This window comes from Stenotrophomonas maltophilia group sp. msm4, from assembly GCF_032025605.1.
In the GTDB taxonomy this organism is placed as follows: domain Bacteria; phylum Pseudomonadota; class Gammaproteobacteria; order Xanthomonadales; family Xanthomonadaceae; genus Stenotrophomonas; species Stenotrophomonas sepilia.
Map to the genome: position 1 here is coordinate 799,299 of NZ_JAVSKK010000001.1, position 24,283 is coordinate 823,581.

Annotated in this window: 24 protein-coding genes and 1 tRNA gene; 12 read left to right on the top strand and 13 right to left on the bottom strand. The window is 67.2% G+C overall.

Annotated elements, in window-relative coordinates; genetic code table 11:
• Positions 1-1,077: an MBL fold metallo-hydrolase gene (locus ROV93_RS03810; protein WP_072168939.1), complete on the bottom strand. Its 1,077-nt coding sequence runs from the start codon at positions 1,075-1,077 to the stop codon at positions 1-3.
• A gap of 104 nt (positions 1,078-1,181) precedes the next feature.
• On the opposite strand from ROV93_RS03810, the gene ROV93_RS03815 reads away from it, so the two are divergent.
• On the top strand, positions 1,182-1,793 hold the full coding sequence (locus ROV93_RS03815; RefSeq protein WP_072168938.1) for a TetR/AcrR family transcriptional regulator: 612 nt from the start codon (positions 1,182-1,184) through the stop codon (positions 1,791-1,793).
• On the opposite strand, the gene ROV93_RS03820 is transcribed toward ROV93_RS03815, so the two are convergent.
• Positions 1,790-3,736, bottom strand: a complete 1,947-nt coding sequence (locus tag ROV93_RS03820) for a GGDEF domain-containing phosphodiesterase (protein ID WP_180890602.1) — start codon at positions 3,734-3,736, stop codon at positions 1,790-1,792. The genes ROV93_RS03815 and ROV93_RS03820 overlap by 4 nt on opposite strands.
• 96 nt (positions 3,737-3,832) lie before the next feature.
• Positions 3,833-4,549 (bottom strand): SDR family NAD(P)-dependent oxidoreductase, encoded by a 717-nt coding sequence (locus ROV93_RS03825; protein WP_180890603.1) that lies wholly within the window; start codon positions 4,547-4,549, stop codon positions 3,833-3,835.
• Between the two features lie 249 nt (positions 4,550-4,798).
• Between ROV93_RS03825 and ROV93_RS03830 the strand changes: the two genes are divergently transcribed.
• Complete coding sequence (locus ROV93_RS03830; protein ID WP_072168935.1) at positions 4,799-5,602, top strand: APH(3')-II family aminoglycoside O-phosphotransferase; 804 nt, start codon at positions 4,799-4,801, stop codon at positions 5,600-5,602.
• Here the strand turns inward: ROV93_RS03830 and ROV93_RS03835 are convergent.
• Positions 5,575-6,000 (bottom strand): DoxX family protein, encoded by a 426-nt coding sequence (locus ROV93_RS03835; protein WP_072168934.1) that lies wholly within the window; start codon positions 5,998-6,000, stop codon positions 5,575-5,577. The genes ROV93_RS03830 and ROV93_RS03835 overlap by 28 nt on opposite strands.
• Before the next feature lie 144 nt (positions 6,001-6,144).
• On the opposite strand from ROV93_RS03835, the gene ROV93_RS03840 reads away from it, so the two are divergent.
• From ROV93_RS03840 to ROV93_RS03850, 3 genes are all read left to right on the top strand, one after another.
• Positions 6,145-6,735, top strand: a complete 591-nt coding sequence (locus ROV93_RS03840) for a TetR/AcrR family transcriptional regulator (protein ID WP_072168972.1) — start codon at positions 6,145-6,147, stop codon at positions 6,733-6,735.
• On the top strand, positions 6,732-7,766 hold the full coding sequence (locus ROV93_RS03845; protein WP_072168933.1) for a heparan-alpha-glucosaminide N-acetyltransferase domain-containing protein: 1,035 nt from the start codon (positions 6,732-6,734) through the stop codon (positions 7,764-7,766). Before ROV93_RS03840 ends, ROV93_RS03845 begins: the two co-directional genes overlap by 4 nt.
• Before the next feature lie 99 nt (positions 7,767-7,865).
• Positions 7,866-8,870 (top strand): aminoglycoside phosphotransferase family protein, encoded by a 1,005-nt coding sequence (locus tag ROV93_RS03850; protein WP_072168932.1) that lies wholly within the window; start codon positions 7,866-7,868, stop codon positions 8,868-8,870.
• A 118-nt stretch (positions 8,871-8,988) separates the two neighbouring features.
• Here the strand turns inward: ROV93_RS03850 and ROV93_RS03855 are convergent, their stop codons facing one another.
• The 7 genes from ROV93_RS03855 to ROV93_RS03885 all read right to left on the bottom strand — a co-directional run bounded on the left by ROV93_RS03855 (position 8,989) and on the right by ROV93_RS03885 (position 15,631).
• On the bottom strand, positions 8,989-9,876 hold the full coding sequence (locus ROV93_RS03855) for a DMT family transporter (protein ID WP_072168931.1): 888 nt from the start codon (positions 9,874-9,876) through the stop codon (positions 8,989-8,991).
• 29 nt (positions 9,877-9,905) lie between these two features.
• Positions 9,906-10,967, bottom strand: coding sequence for a UDP-N-acetylmuramate dehydrogenase (gene murB / locus ROV93_RS03860; protein WP_072168930.1), 1,062 nt, complete (start codon positions 10,965-10,967; stop codon positions 9,906-9,908).
• Positions 10,968-10,975: 8 nt separating this feature from the next.
• Complete coding sequence (locus tag ROV93_RS03865) at positions 10,976-12,031, bottom strand: quinone-dependent dihydroorotate dehydrogenase (RefSeq protein WP_061477858.1); 1,056 nt, start codon at positions 12,029-12,031, stop codon at positions 10,976-10,978.
• An 8-nt stretch (positions 12,032-12,039) separates the two neighbouring features.
• Positions 12,040-12,810 carry a class I SAM-dependent methyltransferase gene (locus ROV93_RS03870; RefSeq protein ID WP_065197022.1) on the bottom strand — a complete coding sequence of 257 codons (771 nt, stop codon included), beginning with the start codon at positions 12,808-12,810 and terminating at the stop codon, positions 12,040-12,042.
• Positions 12,811-12,814: 4 nt separating this feature from the next.
• Positions 12,815-13,099, bottom strand: a complete 285-nt coding sequence (locus ROV93_RS03875) for a DUF4190 domain-containing protein (protein ID WP_005413144.1) — start codon at positions 13,097-13,099, stop codon at positions 12,815-12,817.
• A gap of 160 nt (positions 13,100-13,259) precedes the next feature.
• On the bottom strand, positions 13,260-14,099 hold the full coding sequence (locus ROV93_RS03880; protein WP_072168929.1) for an SDR family NAD(P)-dependent oxidoreductase: 840 nt from the start codon (positions 14,097-14,099) through the stop codon (positions 13,260-13,262).
• On the bottom strand, positions 14,099-15,631 hold the full coding sequence (locus ROV93_RS03885; protein WP_312538568.1) for an aldehyde dehydrogenase family protein: 1,533 nt from the start codon (positions 15,629-15,631) through the stop codon (positions 14,099-14,101). Before ROV93_RS03885 ends, ROV93_RS03880 begins: the two co-directional genes overlap by 1 nt.
• Before the next feature lie 183 nt (positions 15,632-15,814).
• Between ROV93_RS03885 and ROV93_RS03890 the strand changes: the two genes are divergently transcribed.
• Positions 15,815-15,891, top strand: a tRNA-Arg gene (locus tag ROV93_RS03890).
• Positions 15,892-15,967: 76 nt separating this feature from the next.
• Positions 15,968-16,432 carry a GNAT family N-acetyltransferase gene (locus tag ROV93_RS03895; RefSeq protein WP_072168928.1) on the top strand — a complete coding sequence of 155 codons (465 nt, stop codon included), beginning with the start codon at positions 15,968-15,970 and terminating at the stop codon, positions 16,430-16,432.
• Between the two features lie 26 nt (positions 16,433-16,458).
• Here the strand turns inward: ROV93_RS03895 and ROV93_RS03900 are convergent, their stop codons facing one another.
• Both ROV93_RS03900 and ROV93_RS03905 read right to left on the bottom strand, forming a co-directional pair.
• Positions 16,459-16,818, bottom strand: a complete 360-nt coding sequence (locus tag ROV93_RS03900; RefSeq protein WP_069139920.1) for a response regulator — start codon at positions 16,816-16,818, stop codon at positions 16,459-16,461.
• Positions 16,808-17,944: a PAS domain-containing sensor histidine kinase gene (locus tag ROV93_RS03905; RefSeq protein WP_072168927.1), complete on the bottom strand. Its 1,137-nt coding sequence runs from the start codon at positions 17,942-17,944 to the stop codon at positions 16,808-16,810. The genes ROV93_RS03900 and ROV93_RS03905 overlap by 11 nt, the downstream gene beginning before the upstream one ends.
• Positions 17,945-18,122: 178 nt before the next feature.
• Here ROV93_RS03905 and ROV93_RS03910 point away from each other — a divergent pair, with 178 nt between their 5' ends.
• From ROV93_RS03910 to ROV93_RS03930, 5 genes are all read left to right on the top strand, one after another.
• On the top strand, positions 18,123-21,230 hold the full coding sequence (locus ROV93_RS03910; protein ID WP_088497308.1) for a response regulator: 3,108 nt from the start codon (positions 18,123-18,125) through the stop codon (positions 21,228-21,230).
• Positions 21,227-22,051: a CheR family methyltransferase gene (locus tag ROV93_RS03915; protein ID WP_053499919.1), complete on the top strand. Its 825-nt coding sequence runs from the start codon at positions 21,227-21,229 to the stop codon at positions 22,049-22,051. The genes ROV93_RS03910 and ROV93_RS03915 overlap by 4 nt, the downstream gene beginning before the upstream one ends.
• Positions 22,051-22,626, top strand: a complete 576-nt coding sequence (locus ROV93_RS03920; RefSeq protein ID WP_053499917.1) for a chemotaxis protein CheB — start codon at positions 22,051-22,053, stop codon at positions 22,624-22,626. Before ROV93_RS03915 ends, ROV93_RS03920 begins: the two co-directional genes overlap by 1 nt.
• A complete protein-coding gene (locus tag ROV93_RS03925; RefSeq protein WP_072169055.1) occupies positions 22,623-23,756 on the top strand; it encodes a hybrid sensor histidine kinase/response regulator in 1,134 nt (377 codons plus the stop codon). Before ROV93_RS03920 ends, ROV93_RS03925 begins: the two co-directional genes overlap by 4 nt.
• Before the next feature lie 83 nt (positions 23,757-23,839).
• On the top strand, positions 23,840-24,268 hold the full coding sequence (locus tag ROV93_RS03930) for a BLUF domain-containing protein (protein ID WP_005416313.1): 429 nt from the start codon (positions 23,840-23,842) through the stop codon (positions 24,266-24,268).
• Positions 24,269-24,283: the final 15 nt, after the last annotated feature.

Sequence of the window (24,283 nt, forward strand, 5' to 3'; positions counted from 1 at the left end):
TTACAGCTCCACCGTCTCCCACCAGCGCGTACCCGCCTGCGGCGCCTGCATGTCCAGTGCTTCGCCCATCATCGGCGTAGCCACTGGAACACTGTTTGCAGCGGCCAGCGCCGTGATGCGCTCGAACGGCTGCTGCCATGCATGCAGGGCCAGATCGAAGGTGCCGTTGTGGATCGGCAGCAGCCACTTGCCGCGCAGGTCCAGGTGCGCCTGCAGCGTCTGTTCCGGTTGCATGTGCACGAATGCCCAGCGCGGATCATAGGCGCCGGTCTCGATCATGGTCAGGTCGAACGGACCGTATTTCTCGCCGATGGCCTTGAAGCCGTCGAAGTAGCCGGTGTCGCCGCTGAAGAAAATGCGGAAGTCACCGTCCTGGATCACCCACGACGCCCACAGGCTGCGGTCGCTGTCACCCAGCCCGCGGCCGGAGAAGTGCTGGCCCGGGGTCGCGGTCAGGCGCAGGCCGTTGGCTTCGGTGGATTGCCACCAGTCCAGCTGCTCGACCTTGCGCGCATCCACCCCCCACGCGGCCAGCTGGTCGCCGACGCCGAGCGGTGCAATGAAGCGCGCGGTCTTGCCGGCCAGCTGCATGACCGCGGCATGGTCCAGGTGGTCATAGTGGTTGTGCGAGAGGATCACACCGGCGATCGGCGGCAGCGCGTCGATGCTGATCGGCGGTGCATGGAAGCGTGCCGGCCCCATCCACTGCACCGGCGAGGCGCGCTCGGAGAACACTGGATCGGTCAGCCAGTACTGACCACGCAGCTTCAGCAGGATCGTGGAGTGCCCCAGCCGGAACAGGCTGCGATCTGGTGCGGCGTCCAGCGCGGCGCGGTCCAGCGGCTTCACCGGAATCGGGTGCGCGGGCACGGTGCCCTTGGGCTTGTTGAACAGGAACGTCCACCAGATCTCCGCGCCGTCGCGCAGGCCCATCGCCGGACGGGGCAGGGCATTGCGGAACTTGCCATCACGGTACTGCGGCGAATCGGGGAAGTCGGGAAGGGACCAGGACTTGCAGAAGGTGTAGGCGGTCACGGCGAGGATTCCGAGCAGTAGGACAAGGAGCAAGCGCTTCATGGGCGACGTCCGCTGAGTACACTGCACAGTGTAGTTTCGTGTTTTTCAAAAGTACACTGTCGAGTGTAAAATGGAGGCATCCGTTCAGTTATCCGGTTTCCGCCATGTCCCGTGCCCCGCAACGCCTGACCGACCGCAAACGTGACGCCATCGTGCGTGCGGCGGTGGAGGAGTTCCGTGCATCGGGCTACGAGGCGACCAGCATGGACCGCATCGCCGAGGCGGCGGGGGTCTCCAAGCGCACCGTCTACAACCATTTCCCGAGCAAGGAAGCACTGTTCTCGATGATCCTGGAGGAGCTGTGGGAGCGCAGCGTGGCCAGCGACGCACTGCCATACCGCGCCGACCAGCCGCTGCAGACGCAGCTGCTGCAGTTGCTGGGCCAGAAGCTGGACCTGCTCAGCGATGGGAATTTCATCGATCTGGCGCGGGTCGCGATGGCCGAGATCATCCATTCACCGGAGCGCGCGCAGGCCATCGTCTGCCGCATGGGCGAGAAGGAAAGCGGCGAGAGTGCCTGGATCCGCGCGGCAATTGCCGATGGCCGCCTGCGCGAGGTGGATCCGGACTTTGCCGGCCACCAGTTGCATGGGCTGGTGAAGAGCTTCGCGTTCTGGCCGCAGGTCACGATGGGGCAGCCACCGTTGACCGCGCAGGAACGTGCGCGCGTGGCCGAATCGGCGGTGGCGATGTTCCTGGGGTTCTACGCGGTCTAGCCGGCTGCGAAGCGACGGAACTCGTCGGCCGGCAGCGCCGCCGAGTACAGGTAGCCCTGGCCGACATCCACCCCGAGTGCGCGCAGCTTCTGTTCCTGGGCCAAGGTCTCGGTACCCTCGGCCACCACGATCGCGCCGCAGCGGTGCGCGACCTCGACGATGAAGCGCACGATCGACTGCGACTTGGCGTCGGACAGCGTGGCGATCAGCGCCTGCTCGATCTTGACCTCGGCGATGGCCAGCCGCGAGAGCAGGATCAGGGTTGAATAGCCGGCGCCGAAATCATCCAGCGACAGGGTGACCCCGGCTGCAAGCAGCTGTGCGATGTTGGCATCGACCACGTCGCGCTCGACGATTTCGGTCCATTCGACGATCTCCAGGCGCAGCATCGCACCGGGGATGTCATGCAGCTGAAGCAGCTCCTGCAGGCGCAGGCCGAAGTCGGGCAGGCGCAGCGATTCGGCTGAAACATTGACTGCAATGGTCAGCGCCGCGCCGTCCCGCCGGCAGTGCTGCAGGAAGTGCACCGCCGACCGCAGCGTGGCCCATTCCAGGTCTGCCAGCCGCCCCTGGCGGCGCAGCAGCGAGATCACCCGCATCGGGGCAATCGGCCGGCCTTCGCCGTCGCGCATGCGCAGCAGTGCTTCGGCGCCGACCAGTTGGCGATCCTGCAGGCGATGCTTGGGCTGGTAGCACAGCGGCGCATTGCCCTGCTGCAGCCAGTGCTCAAGGGCAACCTCGATCAGGGCGTCGATCTCGCTGTCGCGCTGGATCGGGTCATCGAAGAACACCACGCCCGACTCGATCGCGCTCAGTGCCACGGTGATGGCGCGGAACGGAAGATGTCCTTCATCGGCATCAGCAGGGGGCTTCAATTCAACCACTGCACAGCGGAACAGCGGCCGGAAGCCCGGCCAATCGCGGCCGACCCGATCGGCCAGGTTGCTGGCCAGCTCAGTGATCTGCGGTTGCGTGCGCAGTGTGGACAAGGTCAGGCCGCGCACCAGGATCGCCAGCGCGGCATCGCCGAACTGGTAGATCTCCAGCTGCGCAGCCGGCAGCGACGGCAGCAACCGATGCACTTCCTCGGTGCTGTCGCGCTGCCACAGGCCGTTGTCCTGCAACGGCCCGTAGCGCAGGCGCAGATCGCGCAGGTTGCCCATCTCGGCCACGATCAGGCAGGCCTTGCCGGTGCCGTCGTTATCCCGCCAGTACTGCTGCAGGCGTTCACCGAGCGCACGCATGTTGGGCAGCCCGCTGATCGGATCGATGCGTAGCCAGGCCTGTTCGCGCTGGCGTTGCGCATCGATCTGGGCATCGTTGTAGACCAGCGCGAACACGGCGCCGAGCACGAGCAGCGAGACCGGCAGTGCCAGCGCGCGCTGGATCGCCAGCTCGGCCACCGGCAGTTGATCGGCGCCAATGATCGCCACACCCAGCGCCAAACCCAGAGCGGTTACCCCGATGCGCACGGACCATGCCTGCAGGATCATGCGCGGCGAGAGCTCGTTGAGCATGCGCGGGTACAGGTGCCTGCGCAGCCAGACGCCCGCCACCATCTGCAACACGGCCTCAAGGCTGGCAGGCAGGAAGAACGGGATACCGACGAACTGGTAGCGGACCAGCAGGGCGGCAGCCAGGCAGGCCAAGCCGCCGCGCCAGCCGCCCAGCAGGCCACTGACCAGCAGGATGTCGAAGCCCAGGTGCAGTTTGACGACACCCTGGGAATAACGGGCCACGAACCAGGAATTGAACAGGTAGATCAGGCCCAGCGCTACGCCGACATACAGGCGACGGCCTTCTATGGCGTGCCCGGCGCGACGGGTGGCGATCAGCAGCACGCCGATCATGCCGATCACTGCCGTGGCCTGCAGCAGATACAGCGGCAGGCTGGGCAGGGCGCTGTCCAGGACCTGGGCCGAGACCCGTGAAAGCGCATCCATAGCAGGTTCCCGCCTGTGACCGACGGCCAGTGACGAGCAGGGTAAACCACGACCGCGCGCGCGGCCACTGAGGGTGCTCTGCCGCGGCCGGCAAGGTCAGTAGCGCGGGTCGGCGATGGCGGGCAGCACCAGTTCGCGCACGAAGCCGGAGGATGACAGCTGCAACAGGGCGCTTACCATGGCCATGACATCGTGGACCGGCACCTGCTCACCGTCGCCGCGCGCTGCGGCCTCGGCCACCGGCACCGACAAGGCGTCGTCGGTGTTGAGGTAGCCCAACTGCAGGCTGGTCACCGCCAGCCGGCGATCGCGGAAGCCTTCGCGCAGCGCATCGGCGATGCCGTTGAGGGCGAACTTCGAGGCGCCGAACGCCACTTCCGGGCGGCCACTGCGAGGCAGGGCCGAGGTCGAACCGGTCAGCACCAGCTGCGGGCGCGCTGCGCCCAGTACGCGGGGCAGCAGGCGTTGCAGCAGTAAAAGGGTCGCGGTGATGTTGACGTCGACCAGCTTCGTGAGTGCAGCATCGCTTTCATCGAGGAAGGCGTACTCGTCGCTGAAGGCCTTGTCTTCCCAGATACCCAGGTTGTGGATCAGCACATCGATATCGGCCGGTGCCTGCGCTGCGATGTGGTCGGCAGCCACGGTCGGCCGGGACAGGTCTGCTTCGATCCATTGCAGGGTGACGCCGTCAGCGCAGGCGATGCCGCACGGGCGGTTGCGCGAGACACCAATCACAGTGTCACCCCTAGCACAGAGGCCTTCCACGAACGCGCGTCCCAGGCCCTTGCTGGCGCCGATGACCATCAATTTCATGTTGCTTCCTCGTTGTACTGCGGCAGCCACGATCGGCTGCCAGAACGGTGCCCCACTTGGCGAACGCGCGCAGGCCGCCGCGTTCGGCGGTAAGGGTCGAGGCCGTGTCGTCGAACTGGCACCGGCACCGTGGCAGCAGCCGTCGCTGCTGCAGGCGCTGGGGCGTAGTGGCTGCCGGCCGCCCGCGGGTCGATGTGCGCCAGGATGAGCGAGAATGCACAGGGTCACCGGCAACAGGAATCTCCTGGCATGGACGAGCACAACGCCACCCCTGATGGCATGCCGCTGCCGTTGGCGTGGCAGAAGGCGTTGGCCGATGCGCGCATCGAGCGGCAGTCGATGGGTGTCTCGCGGGCCGACGTTGCCCGCGTGCTGCGGCCGGGCCGCCCCGATGCCTTCCTCAAGTCGGAACTGATCGACGCCTTCAGTGAGCTGGGCGATGAGATCGCGCGCCTGCGCTGGTTGCAGGCACAGGGACAACCGGCGCCAACGGTGATTGCCACGGCCGAAGAAGCGGGCCGGCACTGGTTGCTGATGAGCGCGCTGCCTGGCCGCGATCTGGCTTCGTCGCCGGAACTCGCGCCGCAGCAACGGGTGGAGATACTGGCCGACGCGCTGCGCGGGCTGCATGCGTTGCCGGTAGCAGCCTGTCCGTTCGATCAGCGGCTGGCCTCGCGCCTGCCGGCCGCGCAGGCACGGGTCGAGGCGGGGCGCGTGGATGCCGATGACTTCGATGACGAACGCCTGGGACAGAGTCCACAGCAGGTCTTCGCCCAACTGTGCAGCACCCGTCCCGATCATGAAGATCTGGTGGTCAGTCATGGCGATGCCTGCCTTCCGAATCTGATGGTGTCCGAGGGGCGTTTCAGCGGGTTCATCGACTGTGGGCGGCTGGGCGTGGCCGACCGTTACCAGGACCTGGCGCTGGCCGCGCGCAGCCTGGTCCACAACTTCGGAGATACGCGTTGGGTCACGCCGTTGTTCCAACGCTACGGCGCTGTGGCCGACGAGCGCCGGTTGGCGTTCTACCGGCTGCTCGACGAGTTCTTCTGAGCCCGCGCGCGGCTGGCGATGGCCGCGCAGATCAGGCCACCGACCACGCTCAGGTGTTCCAGTGCGAAGAACAGGGCCAGCTGCTGTTCCGCGCCGTGCTTGGTCCAGAAGGCATGCACGATGGCAATGGTCAGCAGCATGAATACCGCCAGCGCGCCGCTGCCCAGCCAGAGCAGGCGATCAAGCAGCAGGCACAGTGAGCCACCCAGCAGCACCACGGCGCTGGCGAGGTTGAACAGCACAGGCGGTTGCAGCCCGGCCGCCTGCATTTCGGCCACGCTGTTGTCCCACGCCAGCAGCTTGGCCAGACCCGATGACAGGAACACCACCGCCAGCAGCAGTCGGGCCAGGAACCACAGCAGGCGGCTGTCGAGCAGGGCGGTGATCATCCGTGGCATGAAGTCTCTCCGGGTTGGGCTTGGAACGGGCCACGCAGCATCGGGCCTCAACCGCTGTTGAGGTCAAGGGCCGGCTGAACGGAACTCGCTGATGAACGGGTTGCCATCTTCAAGTTGGACGAACGTTCGTTCACTATTGGCGCCATGAACCGAGCCGACCGCAACGCGCAACGCATCGAGCAGATCCTGCAGGCCGCCCTGCAGTGCTTCCTCGCCAAGGGATTCCACCAGACCAGCATGCGTGACATCGCGCAGGCGGCCGGCGTCAGCCTGGGCAATCTCTACAATCACTTCCCCGGCAAGGAAGCGATCATCCTTGCAGTGGCCGTGGCCGAGGGCGAAGAAGTGGCGCCGTTGCTGCAGCGACTGGCCGCGGCCGACGGTGATCGCACGCAGGTGCTGGCGTTCCTGCAGGACTTCCACGCACTGTGCAGCCAGCCGGAATGGGCGACGCTCGCCGTCGAAGTGCTGGCCGAGAGCGCACGCAATCGGGCCGTGGCCGAGGCATTTGCGGCCAATCGCAGGCAATTGCAGGCTGTGCTGGCCGAAGCCCTGCAGCAGGTGGCACAGCGTGAACGTCGGCGTCCCGTACTGGCCCCGGCACTGCAGGCGCAGGTGCTGCTGGATGCCATCGAAAGCGATGCGCTGCGCCGGGGGCTGGGCGAAGCCGGTGGCACCGATGAGGCTCCGTTGGACCCAGGCCTGCTCGCGCTGCTGCTCGGTGCACGCGCATGAGCGCGGTTGAGCGGCGATTGCACGGCCTTGATCTGGCACGGTATCTGGCGCTGGCAGGCATGGTGCTGGTCAATTTCCGCCTGGCGATGGCCGTGCCGGCAGAGGGTGCGAGTTGGCTGGCCGGCTTCTTCCATCTGCTGGAAGGCAAGGCCTCTGCGACCTTCGTCACCCTGGCCGGACTTGGCCTGGTACTGGCCACGCAGCGCCTTGGCTGGATGCGGGCCGGCGCGCAGACCTGGCGGCGCGCGCTGTTCCTGCTGGTGCTGGGCCTGCTCAACCTGACCCTGTTCCCGGCCGACATCCTGCACTACTACGCGGTGTATTTCGCGCTGGCGGTGCTGTGGCTGCGTGCGTCGCCACGGGTGCTGCTGGCCAGCATCGCCGGCCTCGCGGCCGGGTCGTCCTGGGCACTGCTGCACTGGAATTACAGCCAGGGCTGGAACTGGCAGACGCTGGAGTATGCCGGTCTCTGGCAATGGCCGGGTGCCGCGCGCAACCTGTTGTTCAACGGCTTCCATCCCTTGCTGCCCTGGATGTGCTTCTTCCTGCTGGGCATGCTGCTGGCGCGCCTGCCGTTGTCACAACCGCGGGTGCAGCGTGCGTTGCTGCTGGTGGGCCTGCTGCTGATCGGCGCAGGCCAGGCCGTGCAGCACCTTGCGCAGGGAACGCCCTGGCAGCCGTGGCTGGGAACGCAGCCGATGCCGCCGGGACCGGCCTACGTGTTGACCGGTGCGGGGGCAGCTTGCAGCGCGATTGCCGCGTGCCTCTGGATCAGCCGCCGTTATCCGGGGGATTGGCTGGAACCGCTGACTGCAGCAGGGCGAATGACCCTGACCCTCTACGTCGGCCACATCCTGCTGGGCATGGGTACGCTGGAATGGTTGGGGCTGCTCGATGGCAGCGCGTCGCTACCGACCGTGCTGCTGTGGGCGCTGTTGTTCCTGATGCTGGCCACGGGCGCAGCGTGGCTGTGGTCGTGGCGGTTCACGCGGGGGCCATTGGAAGCGGTGATGCGTCGCGTCGCCGGCTAGCACGTTGGTCGCGCGGGCACGATGTTGTGACGGTCATGTCTGTGTCGTGGCGGGCACATCTGCGATAGTTGTCGCAGATAACACTTTCCGCTTGCATCCATGTCATCCGCTTCGGCGCAGCATCTCGGCGAAGTCCTCCAGCAGTCCTATGGCATCACCGCGACCGCTGTGGTGCCACGCCCGGTTGGCGCCGATGCCAACGCCAGCGTGTATCGCATCGATGCACGGCGCGGGCAGTGGTGGTTGAAATGCCGCAGCTACCAGGTGGCCCCAGCCGTCTGGGACACCCTGCATTGGCTGCGCGGCACGCTGGGTGTCGAGGAAATCGTTGCGCCCTGGCCGGCGCTGACCGGCGGGGCATCGGTGCAGCGCTGGGGCCTGCAGTTCACCCTGTTCCCGTATGTGGAAGGCCAGTCCGGTTTCGAGGCGGCATTGAGCCGCACGCAATGGCAACGGTTGGGCGAGGTGCTGCGGCGCCTGCACGAGGCGTGCCCGCCACCGGCGCTGCAGGAAGCGCTGCCAAGCATCCGGATGGAAACCGCAGCGCTTGATACCGTCGGGCAGTGGCTGGCCGGCGAAGGCCTGGCTGCTGCCAAGGATGGGCTGGGCCGTGCCTTCGTCTCCGTCTGGGACCAGCAGCACGCGCGCATCGCGGCGCTGCACGCGCAGGCACTGCAGCTGCACGCGGCGTTGCAGGATGTGCCGGTGCGGCTGCACCTGTGCCACACCGACCTTCATGCCGGCAATCTGCTGATGGGCAATGACGGCGGCCTGCACCTGATCGACTGGGATGGCCTGTCGCTGGCACCGCGCGAGCGCGACCTGATGTTCATCGGTGGCGCTGTCGGCGGGCGCTGGGGCCGCGAGAACCCGGTGGGATTCGAGGAGGGCTATGGCAGTGACCGCGGCGACCCTCGCTGGATCGCCTGGTACCGTCACTGGCGCATCCTGCAGGACCTGATCGAGTTCCAGCAGGTCCTGCTGGGCAGCGATGGAGAGGACCGGTCGCCGCAGCTGCGCCGGCAGTCGCTGCATTTCCTCAGCGAACAGTTCGCCCCGGGCAATGTGTTCGACGCGGCCGAGCGGGTGTATCGCGCGCTGTAGATCCACGCCATGCGTGAATGAACCCTGCGCGCTCAGTCAACGGTGGAGGCGCGAAGAGCAGCCGAGCGTAGGCTCGGCTCTACAGAGGAGTGCAGCGTCATCCACGCGTGGCGCGGATTTACTCGGCGGGCTTCGCCGCTGACGAGGCGGCTGCGCTGGCGGCGCGGCGCGAAAGTACGGCCTCGCGGTGGGCAATGTAGGCGTTGGCGGCGAGGATGATGCCGGCGCCGATGATCGTCCAGCGGTCCACGCTTTCGTTGAAAAGCATCCAGCCGAACAGCGTTACCAGCGGCAGCTGCAGGAAGCTGATCGGGGTCAGCGCCGAGACTTCACCCAGGCGCAGCGCCCGCGTCCACAACAGCTGGCCGATGGTGCCGAGCACGCCGGTGGCCAGCAGCCACAGCCAGGCCATGCCGCTCGGCCAGACCCAGACGAACAGCGCCGGAACCAGCGACAGCGGCACCCAGAACACGTAGGTGTAGAGCACCACGGTATCGGCGCTGTCGACGCGGGTCAGCTGCTTGATCTGGATCGCCACCAGCGAACTGAGCACCGCGGCGGCCACGGCGACCAGGCTGCCCGCGGTGAAGCCGGCGGTACCGGGTCGCACGATCACCAGCACACCGATGAAGCCGACCACGACTGCGGCCCAGCGGCGCACGCGCACGGTTTCACCCAGCCACAGCACGGCGGCAATCGTGACGAACAGCGGCGTGGAGTACGACAGCGACACCGCCTGCGCCAACGGCAGGTGGCCCAGTGCCCAGAACGCGCATAGCATCGAGCCCAGGCCAATCGCACTGCGCACGAAATAGCGCGGCAGCTGTTGCGTCTTCAGCGGAGCACGGCCCGGCCGCAGCAGCATCGGCAGCAACGCCAGCAAGCCGAAGGCATTGCGGAAGAACGCCACTTCCTGGGTTGGCACGTACCGGGTGGCGTAGCGGATCGCGACCGCCATCAGGCCGAATGCCATCGTGCTGCCAAGCATCAGCAGCGCCGCCCGCATCGGGGCGCTTGGGGAAAGGGCGGGGGTGTTCACCACTGTGCGCCGAGCAGGCGGGGCTCCGGTTCGATCGGCACGCCAAACTTCTCCAGCACCGAGGCCGAAATGCGGCGCGCCAGCGCCAGCAGCTCAGCACCGCTGGCATTGCCGTGGTTGACCAGCACCAGCGCGTGGCTTGGCGCCACGCCGGCATCACCTTCGCGGAAGCCCTTCCAGCCGCAGGATTCGATCATCCAGGCAGCGGAGACCTTGCGCTTGTCGTCCTGCTCGGCCGGGAACACCGGCAGGTCGGGGAAGTGCTGCAGCAGCACGTCGACCTGTTCCAGCGGCAGTACCGGGTTCTTGAAGAAGCTGCCGGCGTTGCCCAGTACATCCGGGTCGGGCAGCTTGCGGCGGCGGATCGCGATCACGGCATTGGCCACGTCCACTGCGCTCGGCAGCTCCACGCCCTGTGCCTGCAGTTCCTCGCGGATGCCGGCGTAGTCCATGCGCAGATCATGCAGCAGTGGCAGCTTCAGTTCGATGGCGGAGATCAGATAGCGATCGGGTTGCTGCTTGAACACGCTGTCGCGGTAGGCGAAGCCACACTGTTCGTTGTCCAGCCGCACCCAGGCCTGCTCCTGGCAGTCCCACGCTTCGACCGCCTGGATGAACTCGCCGACCTGCGCGCCATAGGCACCGATGTTCTGGATCGGCGCGGCACCGGCCGTGCCGGGAATCAGGGCCAGGTTTTCGAGGCCAGACAGGCCTTCCTGCAGCGACCACATCACCAGGCCATGCCACGGCACGCCGGCACCGGCACGGATCACCGCATGGTCGGCGCGGTGTTCAAGGAAACTGATGTCACGGTTGCCGAACACCAGCACGGTGCCGGGCAGGTCCTCGGCGATCAGAACGTTGCTGCCGCTGCCCAGCACCAGCATCGGGCCGCTGGCCACCTCGGGCAAGGCCAGCACGTCCGGCAGCAGCGCGGCATCGTGCAGTTCCAGCAGCTGCGCGGCGCTGGCCTGCACATGGAAGGTATTCAGCGCCTGCAGCGGCGCATTGCGGGTGAGCGTCCAGCGCAGCGGGGCGTTGCCGTCGATGGTATCCATGGGCGCGCTCACAGCGGGGCCACCGCGCCGCGGCTCGGCGCTTCACGGCGGCGACGGATCGCCTCCACGCATTCGGAAACCAGCGCCGGTCCACGGAAGATCAGGCCGCTGTAGCACTGCACCAGTGCGGCACCGGCCGCCATCTTGGCTACCGCATCGGCGCCGGACAGGATGCCGCCGACGCCGACCAGCGGCACCGATTCGGGCAGGCGCGCGCGCAGGCGGCGCAGCACCAACGTGGACTGCTCCAGCACCGGTGCACCGGACAGGCCGCCAGCCTCATTGGCCAGCGGGTCGCCGGCCACCTTGCTGTGGTCGATGGTGGTGTTGGTGGCGATCACGCCGTCCACCTGCAGTTCGCCCAGCACGCGGGCGGCGGCGTCGATATCGCGTTCGCTGAGGTCCGGCGCCACCTTCACCAGCATCGGCACGCGTCGGCCGTGGCGGGCAGCAAGGTCTTCCTGGCGGTCGCGCAGCTGGCTGACCAGCTGGCGCAGCGCGGTCTCTTCCTGCAGCTCACGCAGGCCGGCGGTGTTGGGCGAGGAGATGTTGACGGTGATGTAATCGGCCAGCGGGTAGACCTTGTCCAGGCAGGCGATGTAATCGTCCACGGCCTGTTCGTTGGGGGTGTCCTTGTTCTTGCCGATGTTGATGCCGAGCAGGCCGCGGCGGTTGCGCGCGCGCTCGACGTTGCGCACCAGCGCGTCCACGCCCGCATTGTTGAAGCCCATGCGGTTGATGATCGCGTTGTGTTCCGGCAGGCGGAACAGGCGCGGTTGCGGATTGCCGGCCTGCGGGCGCGGGGTGATGGTGCCGATTTCGACGAAGCCGAAGCCGAGCGCGAACAGTGCATCGATGTGCTCGCCGTTCTTGTCCAGGCCGGCGGCCAGGCCGACCGGATTGGGGAAGGTCAGCCCGAACACCGTGCTGGGCATCGGCGCGATGCGTGCGGCCAGCAGCGGCGTGGTGCCGGTGCGATAGGCCAGGTCCAGTGCGGACAGGCCGAGGCCGTGGGCGCGCTCGGCGTCGAGCGAGAACAGGAAGGGGCGGGCAAGCGAATACATGCGTCGGTTCAGTCCAGCGTGCCGAGGAAGGCTCGGGTTCGATATTCAAACGCGACCTGGCCGTCCACCGCATGGGCGGCGAACAGGTCCTGCAGAGCGTCGATCATCGCCGCGTGGCGGGGATGACCGGATTGGGGTGCGTAGGAGGAGGACAGCAGGCGCCCGCGCAGGGCGTCGAAGTCCAGATGCTGCACGTTCGGCAGCTCTACCCTGCCGCGCAGGCCGGGGCCGAACCAGGCCTGCATGGTGGCATCGTCCTGGTAGCGCTCGGCCACAGCGGTGTAGTCGGTGCCGTAGTCCAGCAGCAACTGTTCGTAGCCGATCAGGAACGGGCTGGCATCGAGCAGGCGCGAGTTCCAGTAGATCAGTGCCTGGCCACCGGGGCGCAGGATGCGCTGCCACTCGGCGCGCACCGCCACGGTGTCGAACCAATGGAAGGCCTGCGCGACGCTGACCAGATCGATGCTGGCGTCCTCCAAGCCGGTGGCCTCGGCACGGCCATCGACAGCGGAGAAGTCCGGATACTGCGGCGCCAGCCACTGTTCGGCGGCGGCGCGCATGGCAGCGTTGGGCTCGACCGCCACCAGCGGATGACCGCTGGCCAGAAACAGGCGACTGGAAATACCGGTGCCGGCGCCGATGTCGGCGACCACGGCCTCGCGGCTGACGCCCATCGGGCCATGCAGCCACTCCAACAGGGCGGGCGGATAATCGGGCCGATAGCGGACGTAGTCGGCGACGCGGCTGCTGAAGCGTTCAGTGCTGTCGGAGGCGGTCATGGCGTCAGTTCGACACTGCCGCCAGCCATGCCAGGCCGCCGAAGAACAGGATGAAGACCAGGATGGCGGCAAGCACGGCGCCGACCATGACCCAGCCCAGCACCAGGCCGGTAACGGCCAGGCCGTCGCCTTCCAGTTCATGCGGGCGGCGGCGGATCTCGGCGCGGGCCATGTGGCCGGTGATGATGGCGACGATGCTGGCCACGAAGGGCAGGACGGTCCAGCTGGCGATGCCCATGACCAGGCTGACCACGGCCAGGGCGCTTGTCTGTCGGGGTGCCACGCTCATCGGGTCCTCCTTGGCAGTGTGCACATGATAGTGCCTCTGCCCGGGCAATCCCATGGGCAGTGCCCTGTAGAGCCGAGCCCATGCTCGGCTGCCCCCTTGGGCTGATGCGGGATCGACCGCGTCTTGCGTGCAAGCCGAGCATGGGCTCGGCTTTACAAATTCAGCCCATCAACACCTGACCGCCATCCACGTTGAGCACACTGCCGGTAACCCAGCGCGCCAGTGGCGAGCACAGGAACAGGGCCGCGTCGGCTATCTCGCGCGGATGGCCGAAGCGGCCGAACGGGATCTTCGCCAGGGTGCCGTGGTACAGCGCTGGATCCTCGATGCGGCGACGGTCCCAGAGCCCGTCATCGAACTCGATCGAGCCCGGTGCGATGGCGTTGACCCGGATCCGGTCCTTGGCCAGTGCCAGCGCCTGCGAGGTGGTGTAGTGCGAAAGCGCGGCCTTGGCAGCGGCGTAGGGTGCGCCGCCGGGACGCGGCTGCTGCGCGGCAATCGACGACAGATTGAGGATGCAGGCATCGCCGGACGCACGCAGCCAGGGCAGGGCCAGGCGCGAGGCACGCACGGCCGCCATCAGGTCGATCTGCAGGCTGGCGGCCCAGCCCTCCTCATTGTCGGCCATGCCGTAGCCGGTGGCATTGTTGACGAGCACATCGATGCCGCCGAGGGCATCGGCGGCGGCCTGCAGCCAGGCCTGGATCTGGCCGGGATCGGCCAGATCGGTGGAAAACGCATGCAATGGCGTGCCCTGCGCCTGTGCATCGGCGCGCAGGGCCTCCAGGCCGGCCTGGCCGCGCGCGCAGACCGAGACCTGTGCACCGGCACCAGCAAAGGCCAGTGCCATTTCACGACCAATGCCCTTGCTGCCGCCGGCAATGAGCACGCGGCGGCCGCTGAGATCGAGGATCGGAGCCCCTGCGGGGATCCGACCCTGGGCACGGGTCAGATCCCCGGAGGGACTCTGACCCACAGACGTGTCCGCGTCGTTTGCCATCACAGGTCGAACTTGATGCCCTGCGCCAGCGGCAGCGAATCCGAATAGTTGATGGTGTTGGTCTGGCGGCGCATGTAGACCTTCCAGGCATCCGAACCGGACTCGCGGCCACCGCCGGTGTCCTTCTCGCCACCGAAGGCGCCGCCGATCTCCGCACCGGACGTGCCGATGTTGATGTTGGCGATGCCGCAGTCGCTGCCGGCGGCCGACAGGAACTTCTCGGCGGTCTTCAGGTTCTGGGTGAAGATCGAGGACGACAGGCCCTGCGGCACGCCGTTCTGCATGTCGATGGCTTCGTCGAGGGTGTCGTACGGCATCACGTACAGGATCGGTGCGAAGGTCTCGTGCTGGACCACGGCGTCGCTGTTCTTCAGGCCCGTGACGATTGCAGGCAGCACGAAGTTGCCGGCGCGGTCGATGCGGGTGCCGCCGGTCTCGATGGTGCCGCCGGCCGCCTTGGCCTGGGCGATGGCATCGAGGAACTGCTGCACGGCGCCTTCGCTGTTCAGCGGGCCCATCAGGTTGGCGGCATCGGTCGGGTCGCCGATCTTGCCTTCCACCTGCTTGTAGGCCTTGACCAGGGTGGCCAGCACGTCGGCGTAGATCGAGCGGTGCACGATCAGGCGGCGGGTGGTGGTGCAGCGCTGGCCGGCGGTACCCACGGCGCCGAACACGATGCCCGGCACCGCCAGCTTCAGGTCGGCGGTTTCGTCCAGGATGATCGCGTTGTTGCCGCCCAGTTCCAGCAGGCAGCGGCCGAGGCGGCGTGCGACCTTCTCGTTGACGGTGCGGCCGACCTGGGTCGAGCCGGTGAAGCTGATCAGCGGCACGCGGCGGTCATCGACCATCTTTTCCGACAGCGCGGTGCCGGCATCGTTGATCAGGAAGAAGATGTCCGGGAAGCCCGCTTCGCGCAGGGCATCGTTGCAGATCTTCAGCGAGGCGATGGCGGTCAGCGGCGTCTTGTTGGACGGCTTCCAGATGCACACGTCGCCACAGATCGCCGCCAGGAACGAGTTCCAGCTCCACACCGCGACCGGGAAGTTGAAGGCCGAGATGATGCCGACCAGGCCCAGCGGGTGGTATTGCTCGTACATGCGGTGGCCGCGGCGCTCGGAATGCATGGTGTAGCCGTACAGCATGCGGCTCTGGCCCACGGCGAAATCGGCGATGTCGATCATCTCCTGCACCTCGCCATCGCCTTCCGGCTTGCTCTTGCCCATTTCCAGGGCAACCAGCGAACCCAGGGCGTCCTTGTGCCTGCGCAGTGCTTCACCGCACAGGCGCACGGCTTCACCGCGGCGCGGCGCCGGCGTGGTGCGCCAGACCTTGAAGGCTTCCTGGGCGCGGGCGACGACGGTCTCGTACTCGGCCTCAGTGGTGGCGCGGACCTGCGCAATCGGCTCGCCAGTGGTCGGGTTGACTGGGGTGATCAGCTCACCGCTGGTCGCGCTCGACCACTCCCCGTTGCCCAGGTACGTGCCAGCGTTGATCGCGTCCAGGCCAAGGGACTTGAGCAGCTCGGAAGACATGCAGACTCCTGTGTTTCGTTACGTTGTTTGGCGCCATCGCGGGCAGGTGGGGGACGCGATGAACTGAATCGCCGATGGTAGCAGAGCGCCCCGACCGGCCATGGTGCAACGCGCCAGGGGAACCGGGTGGAACATGAATGCTTGGAGGGCAGGGCACGTTGCCTGTAAACTTCCCGGCTGCATGGCCCCGTAGCTCAGCTGGATAGAGCGTCCCCCTCCTAAGGGGAAGGTCGCCCGTTCGAATCGGGCCGGGGTCACCATGTTCGCGGCGCCACGTCCGCGCGCTGCCCGCGAGGTCACTCGGATATGCTGGCGCCTCACCTCGATCCGGCCGCCATGGACCACCGCCTGCAGCCCGTGCAACCCCACGACTACGCGCTCATCGCCGGGTGGCTGGATTCGGCCGCAGGCACGCTGCGCTGGGCTGGACCGGGCGTACCCTATCCACTGCGACCCGAGCAGTTCGAGCAGGTATTGCAGCTGCGCGAACGCCCAGGATGGCTGCTGCTGGCAGAAAACGGCGTGCGCGTGGGTTTCGGCCAGGCCTGGCGCACCCAGCCGGGTACGATGCATCTGGGCCGTCTGCTGGTTGCCCCGCAGGCGCGGGGCCGCGGTCTCGGGCGTGGGTTGGTGCAGGCGCTGATCGAGCAGGCGTTCCAGTCTGATGCCGTTGAACGGCTGACCTTGCGGGTCTATCGGGACAATGCCGCCGCAGTTGCGTTGTACCGGACCCTCGGCTTCGAGCCGGTGAACACTGCATCCACGCCGGCGCTGCTGTTCATGCAGCGGGCCCGGCGCTGAGCATGGCCACGCAGGCCGGTACGCCTTCAGTCCTGCCTGAGCAGTTCAACCAGCTGGCGCAGGCGATAGGGCTTGGGCAGGAACTCCACCTGCTCCGGAAGCGGCGGCAGCTGCGAACGCGCATAGCCGGAGGACAGGATCATGCGTGCATGCGGCTGCTCACGCGCGACGTGCTCGCTGAGTTCGATGCCGGACATGCCGTTGGGCATGCTGACATCGCTGAACACCACGTCGAAGCGTGCGTCGCCCTTCAGCAACGCAGCCGCTTCATGCCCGTCGGCGGTGGTGGACACCTCGATGCCGAAATCGCGCAGGGCCATGCCGATCATCTCGCGCAGATCGTTCTGGTCCTCCACCATCAGTACGCGGATCGGGTCATCGGTCATGGGTAAATTCCTCGGTTGCGGGTAGCAGCAGGCTGACCGTGGTGCCGACACCGGGCGTGGTGGACACATCGACGAAGCCGCCGCTCTGGGTAGTGAATCCGAACACCTGGCTCAGGCCCAGGCCGCTGCCCTTGCCGATGTCCTTGGTGGTGAAGAAGGGCTCGCTGGCCCGCTCGGCGACGTCGGCGGCCATGCCGTGGCCTTCGTCGCAGACGCTGAGGGTGACATAGCCGCGTTGCAGCATGGTGTCCGCATCCGGATCGAGGCGATGTTCCAACGCGGTGCCGATCAGGATGCGGCCGCCATCGGCGGTGGCCTCCACGGCATTGGCCACCAGGTTCGCCAGGGCGGTCTGGAGCTGCATCGCATCGGTGCTCACCTGCGGCAGGCCCGGGGTGAGATCGGCATCCAGTACCACCGTGGGCGGGCAGGCGCGTTGCAGGTCCGGCAGCCACTGCCGTACGAGTGCATTGATGTCCACCGATTCCCGGATCAGGGTCTGGCCGGTGCTGAAGGCCAGCAGCTGGCGGGTCAGCAGCGCGCCGCGGTCGGTGGCTGCCTGCGCGGCATCCAGCAGCTCGGCTGCGCGTGCATCGTCACTGCTGACACGCAGCGACAGCAGGTCCAGGGCGTTGCCGATGGTGGTCAGCAGGTTGTTGAACTCATGTGAGAGGCCGCGGCTGAGCCGGCCAACCGTCTCGAACTGCTGGGTATTGCGCAGCGCACGCTGGGCATCGCGCAGCAGCCGCTGCGCTTGCCACTGCTCGGTGATGTCACGGGTGATCTTGACGAAGCCGAGCAGTTCGCCGGCTTCCACGACCGGTTCGATGACCACGCTGGCGCGGAACGACGATCCATCGCGGCGAACGCGCCAGCCCTCACTGGCGACATGCCCCTGCTGCGCTGCGACGCGAAGCAGGCGCTGCGGTTCGCCGGCCTCGCGGTCGGCGGCCAGGTAGAAGCGGCTGAAGTGCGTTCCCACCACTTCATCGGCTGAATAGCCTTTGATACGTTCGGCGCCCGGGTTCCAGCTGCACACGATGCCTTCAGGATCAAGCAGGTACAGCGCATGGTCGCGCACGCTGTCGATCAGCAGTCGCAGTTGTCGGGAAGGGTCCGTCAGCACGGACGTCGTAGAAGCGGCTGCGTCCACGTGTAAATAAGTGTTACCCCTGTGAGGGACGTGAAGCTAGGCACTCAAGTGTGAAGGATGCGTGCACACCTGACACGTGCCATTTGTCCTGTGCGGCTGAATGCGACACGGAGTACCATCTTCCACCCTTTGCCTTCTGGAACCGACCTGCATGCGTCCTGGTGCGACTACGCGTGACCGCTGGATCTGGATGACGTCCGCCGTGCTGCTGGCCGCGACCATCGTGTTGGAACTGGTCGTCCCGCTCGGCTATGCGGTATGGCTGGCCTACTTCCTCGCGGTCGGCGTGACGGTGTTCCAGCGCAGTGCACGCGCGCCGTTCGTGGTCGCGATGATCGCCTGTGTCCTGCTGGTGATCGGCTTCAACGTTGCGCCAGCCAGCAACAATTCGTCGTTCTCGCTAGTCAACCGTACCGTCGGTGGCTGCGCCTTCCTGATGATCGCACTGATCGTCTCGCGCGCGATCCAGGCCCGGCGCCAGGCGATGCGCGCGCTTTGGCTGCAGGAGGCCGAGAACGCGGTGGCGCTGAGCCTGCGCGGTGACCTTGGGCCGGAGCAGATCGCCGAGGCGGCAGCAGCAAGCCTGGCCGGGCAGCTGGATGCAGAGGTCGGTGCGGTCTATCGCCTGGACGGCGGCCGGCTGCAGCTGACCGGTGGCGTGGCGCTGCCCACTGGGACGCCGGCCTCCCTGGCCCTGCACGAAGGACTGGCCGGGCAGGTTGCGCGGGACGAACGCATCCGCCACCTGCACGGCGAAGACGCTGCCGTGCTCGAACTGCAGACCAGCCTGGGCCGGCTGCCGGTGCGCGAGCGCATCCTGGCGCCAATCAGCAGCGATGGTACGGTGGTCGGTGTCATCGAGCTGGGCCGCGCGCGGGCGGGTGAACAGCGTGATCTGGATCGCGAGCTGCTTGAGCGCTGCGCCGACACCATCGGCATGGCACTGCGCGCATCGCTGCTGCGTGCGCAGCTGGTGGTGCTGCTGGAAGAGTCGCAGCGCCAGGGCGAGGAGCTGCAGGCCCAGCAGGAAGAGCTGCGTGTGGCCAACGAGGAACTGGAAGAGCAGAGCCGCAGCCTGTTGCAGTCGCAGAGCCACCTGGAAGAACAGCAGGCTGAGCTGGAACAGAGCAACGTGCAGCTGGAAGAGCGCACCCACGAGCTGGAGGCGCAGAAGCAGGCACTGCTGGTTGCGCAGAGCCAGCTGGTGCGCAACAGCAACGAGCTGGCGGCGACCTCGCGCTACAAGTCCGAATTCCTGGCCAACATGTCGCATGAGCTGCGCACGCCGCTGAACAGCTCGCTGATCCTGGCCAAGCTGCTGGCCGACAACAAGGACGGCACGCTGACCGAGGAACAGGTGAAGTACGCGCGTGCGATCCTGTCGTCCAACAACGACCTGCTGGCGCTGATCAACGACATCCTCGACCTGTCGCGCATCGAGGCCGGTCATGTCGAACTGTCCGATGAAGTGGTGGTGGTCGAGAGCGCGCTGCAGCGCCTGCGCGAGACGTTCGAGCCGATGGCGCGGCAGAAGGGCCTGGCCCTGCAGATCGAAGCCGACGCCCTGGCACCGACCCAGATGGTGGTTGACAGCCAGCGGCTGCAGCAGATCCTGAAGAACCTGCTGGCCAACGCGGTGAAGTTCACCGAGCATGGCAAGGTCAGCCTGCACGTGCGTGCCGGCGGCAACGGTCGCATCCGGTTCGAGGTCTGTGACACCGGCATCGGCATTGCCCGCGAGCAGCTGGACGTCATCTTCGAAGCGTTCCGCCAGGCCGATGGCAGCACCCGCCGTCGCTACGGCGGCACCGGCCTGGGCCTGTCGATCTCGCGCGATCTGGCCGAGCGCATGGGCGGCGGCATCCAGGTCGACAGTGAGCCCGGGCGCGGCAGCTGCTTCATCCTGGAGCTGCCGTTGCAGGGTGCGCCCGCGGCGAGCGCAGCCGACGCTGCCGAGGTTCCCGTGGCTGCGCCGCCGACGGCGCCGGCCGTGCTGCCGGCCGCGCCCGCACGCGCTGCGACCGCGGCAGCGCCGGTCACTGCGATGGCCGGCGTAGCCGACGACCGCGGTCGCCGCCAGCGTGCCGGGCGCCTGATCCTGGCGGTCGAGGACGATGCCACGTTCGCCGAAGCGCTGGTGGCGCTGGCCCATGAACTGGACTTCGACTGCGTGGTGGCGGGCACGGCGGAAGAGGCGCTGGCGCTGGCCAGCGAACTGCGGCCGAACGGCATCCTGCTCGATATCGGCCTGCCGGACGTGTCGGGCCTGAGCGTGCTGGAACGCCTGAAGCGCAACCCGGACACGCGCCACATCCCGGTGCATGTGGTCTCGGCCACGGACCGCAGCCAGGTGGCGCGTGAGCTGGGCGCGATCGGTTTTGCGATCAAGCCGACCACGCGCGAGCGGCTGGTGACGGCCATCGAACAGCTGGAACAGACCAGCCAGCGCGACATGCGGCGGCTGCTGATCGTGGAGGACGACAACGAGCTGCGCCACAACCTGGAACTGTTGCTGGGCCGCGACCAGCTGCAGATCGTCGCCGTAGGCACCCTGGCCGGCGCACTGGAACAGCTCAGTACGGTCACGTTCGACTGCATGGTGATGGACCTGTCGCTGCCCGACGGCAGTGGCTACGACCTGCTCGAGCACATGGCCGGCAACGACGATGTCGGTTTCCCGCCGGTGATCGTCTATACCGGCCGCGCACTCAGCCGCGAGGAAGAGCAGCGACTGCGCCGCTATTCCAAGAGCATCATCATCAAGGGCGCGCGTTCGCCCGAGCGCCTGCTGGACGAGGTGACCCTGTTCCTGCACAGCGTGGAGGCCAACCTGCCCAGCGACCAGCAGCGCCTGCTGCGCGAGGCCCGCCGTCGCGACACCGTGCTCGACGGTCGGACGGTGCTGCTGGCCGAGGACGACGTGCGCAACATCTTCGCACTGTCCAGCGTGCTCGAACCCCTCGGCGTCACGCTGGAGATCGCGCGCAATGGCCAGGAAGCGGTGGATCGCCTGGCCGAGCGCGAGGTCGACCTGGTGCTGATGGACATCATGATGCCGGAGAAGGATGGCCTTGCTGCGATGCGCGAAATCCGCGCGCAGCGCCACCTGCGGGACCTGCCGATCATCGCGCTGACCGCCAAGGCCATGCCGGACGACCGTGAGCGCTGCCTGCAGGCCGGCGCCAACGACTACATCGCCAAACCCATCGACGTCGACAAGCTGGTCTCGCTGTGCCGGGTCTGGTGCTCGCGGCAATGAACGAGCAGGCCCTGTTCGACCTCGAGCTGAAGGTGCTGCTGGAAGCGCTTTACCAGCGCTACCACTACGATTTCCGCAGTTATGCGGTGTCGTCGCTGCGCCGGCGGATCCGCCAGGCCATGCAGCGCTATGAGTGCGAGCGGCTGGCCGACCTGCAGCACCGCCTGCTGCACGAGCCGGACCTGTTCGCGCAGGCGATGCAGTTCTTCACCGTGCAGGTCTCGGAGATGTTCCGCGACCCGGCCTATTTCCGTGAGCTGCGCGAGCAGGTGGTGCCGGTGCTGCGCACCTACCCGTCGGTGAAGCTGTGGGTGGCCGGTTGCAGTACCGGCGAGGAAGTGTGGTCGCTGGCGATCCTGTTGCACGAGGAAGGCCTGCTGGAGCGCAGCATCGTCTACGCCACCGACATCAATCCGGCAGCCCTGGCCACCGCCGAGGCCGGCGCCTATGGCATCGACCGGATGGCCCAGTTCAGCCGGAACTACCTGGCGGCCGGTGGCAGCGCCTCGCTGTCTGACTACTACGCCACAGCCTACGATGGCGCGGTGTTCGATCGCCAGCTGCGCCGCAACGTGGTGTTCGCCGACCACAGCCTGGCCACCGACACCGTGTTCTCCGAGGTGCATCTGGTGTCGTGCCGCAATGTGCTGATCTATTTCAACCGCGATCTGCAGGACCGCGCGGTGGGCCTGTTCCGTGAAGCGCTGGTGCATCGCGGATTCCTTGGCCTGGGCAGCAAGGAGTCGCTGCAGTTCGGGCGCCACCACGGCGCGTTCGAGACCTGCTCGCGGGAGCATCGCCTGTACCGGAAGGTTGCCTGATGGCACCGCCGACACGACCGGCCGTGCTGGTGATCGGGGCCTCCGCGGGGGGCGTCGCGGCCCTGCAGGCGGTGCTCGGTGCGCTGCCTGCGGCTCTGCCGGCGCCGGTGCTGGCCGTGCTGCACCTTCCGCGCGATCGCAGCAGCCGCATCGCCGACGTGCTGGCGCCGTACTGCGCGCTGCCGGTCCGCGAGGCCGAAGACAAGCAGCCGCTGCAGCCTGGCACGGTGACCTTTGCGCCACCGGACTATCACCTGCTGGTGGAAGACGCCGGTTCGCTGGCGTTGTCGGTGGACGCACCGGTGCTGTTTTCCCGCCCGGCCATCGATCCATTGTTCGAGTCGGCTGCGGCCGTGTTCGGCGCGCAGGTACTGGCCCTGCTGCTGACCGGTGCCAGCAGCGATGGTAGTGAAGGGGTGGCCGCGGTGCGCGCCGCCGGCGGCCGCGCCTGGCTGCAATGTCCCGAGGAGGCCGAGGCATCGATGATGCCGGCCTCCGCCCTGCAGCACGCCGGCGCCGATGCCGTGCTGCCCCTCGAACTGATGTGCCGTCGCCTGAAGGAGCTGTTTGCATGAACCTGTTGCCGCCGGACCCTGCGCAGTCGCAGACCCCGGTCAACCTGCTGATCGTCGATGACGTGCCGCAGAACCTGGTGGCCATGCAGGCGCTGCTGCAGCGCGAAGGCGTGAACCTGCTGCTGGCGGGCTCGGGCGCGCAGGCGCTGGAACTGCTGCTCGAGCATGAGGTGGCGCTTGCCCTGCTGGACGTGCACATGCCGGAGATCGATGGCTTCACCCTGGCCGAGCTGATGCGCGGTTCACACCGCAGCCGGGATGTGCCGATCATCTTCCTGACCGCCTCGCCGGACGACCCGCTGCGCGCGTTCAAGGGCTACGAAACCGGCGCGGTCGACTTCCTGCACAAGCCGGTGGCGCCGCAGGTGATCCTGAGCAAGGTCAATGTCTTCATCGAGCTGTACCAGCAGCGGCAGCTGCTGAAGGCGCGCAACGAGGCGCTGGAGCGCTCGCTCAAGCTCAACGAGACGATGGCGGCGGTGCTCACCCACGATCTGCGCACGCCGCTGTCGGCGATCCTGCTGTGTGCCGACAAGCTGGCGCTGGAGCTTCCTGCGGGCAATGACGGCGCGCAGCAGACCCTGAAGCACCTGGAGGCCAGCACGCTGCGCATGGCGCGCATGGTCGAGCAGCTGCTGGACTTTTCGCGGATCCGCAGCGGCGGGCTGCGCCTGCAGGCCAGCGCCTGTGATCTTGCCGAGGTCACGCGTGCGGTGGTGGCCGAAGCGGGCAGCGCCCACGGCCACGCACGGGTGCATCTGGATATGCTGGGCGATACCCGCCTGCAGGGTGATCTGGATCGGCTGGGACAGGTTGCCGCCAACCTGATCGGCAATGCGCTCACCCATGGCAGTGAGGCGCGGGTGGAGGTGGACGGCCGTGATCCGCGCAGCGTGCTGCTGCGGGTGAGCAACGCGGGACGGATCGACGACGCGCTGCTGCCGCGCCTGTTCGAGCCGTTCAAGGCCAGCTTCCATCCCAGCAATGGCCTGGGGTTGGGCCTGTATATCGTCGATCAGTTCGTGCGCGCGCACGGCGGGCATATCGCAGCGCGCAATGAAGCCGGTCAGGTGGTGTTCGAAGCCCGGTTGCCGAGGCGCGTAGAGGCGCTGCCGGCGGCCGCTACCTGAATTCTTCAGGAAACACCCGCGGGCACTGAGACGGACTCGTCCGCAGCTGCTACCGTGGCTGTACATCTTGTCAAGGAAGCGCCATGCCACTGCGTGCCATCGCCTACGTCAGCCAGGCGCTGCCGGATCTTTCCGCTGAACGGCTGCGGGCGCTGGTCGATGATGCAGCCCGTTTCAACAAGATGGCGGGCGTGACCGGTGTGCTGCTGCATGACGGCGGGCGATTCCTGCAGTACATCGAAGGGCCGCCGGATGGTATCGATTCGGTGTACGAACGCATCCTGCAGGCCGGTAGCCATATCGACATCATCGAACTGGCGCGTGGCCGCCTCGGCCAGCGCCAGTTTCCGTACTGGTCGATGCGCGCGTTGCCGGTGGAGGAGGCGCTGCTGCGGCAACTGTCTTCCAGCGACTGGTCAGGTTTCACCCGCGCGTTGCATGGTGACCTGTCGGCGCCGACCCCGGTGGATCTGCTCGATCAGGTCGTGCAACCGGTGCTGCACGCAGGTTGAACCCGCGTGGAAGGT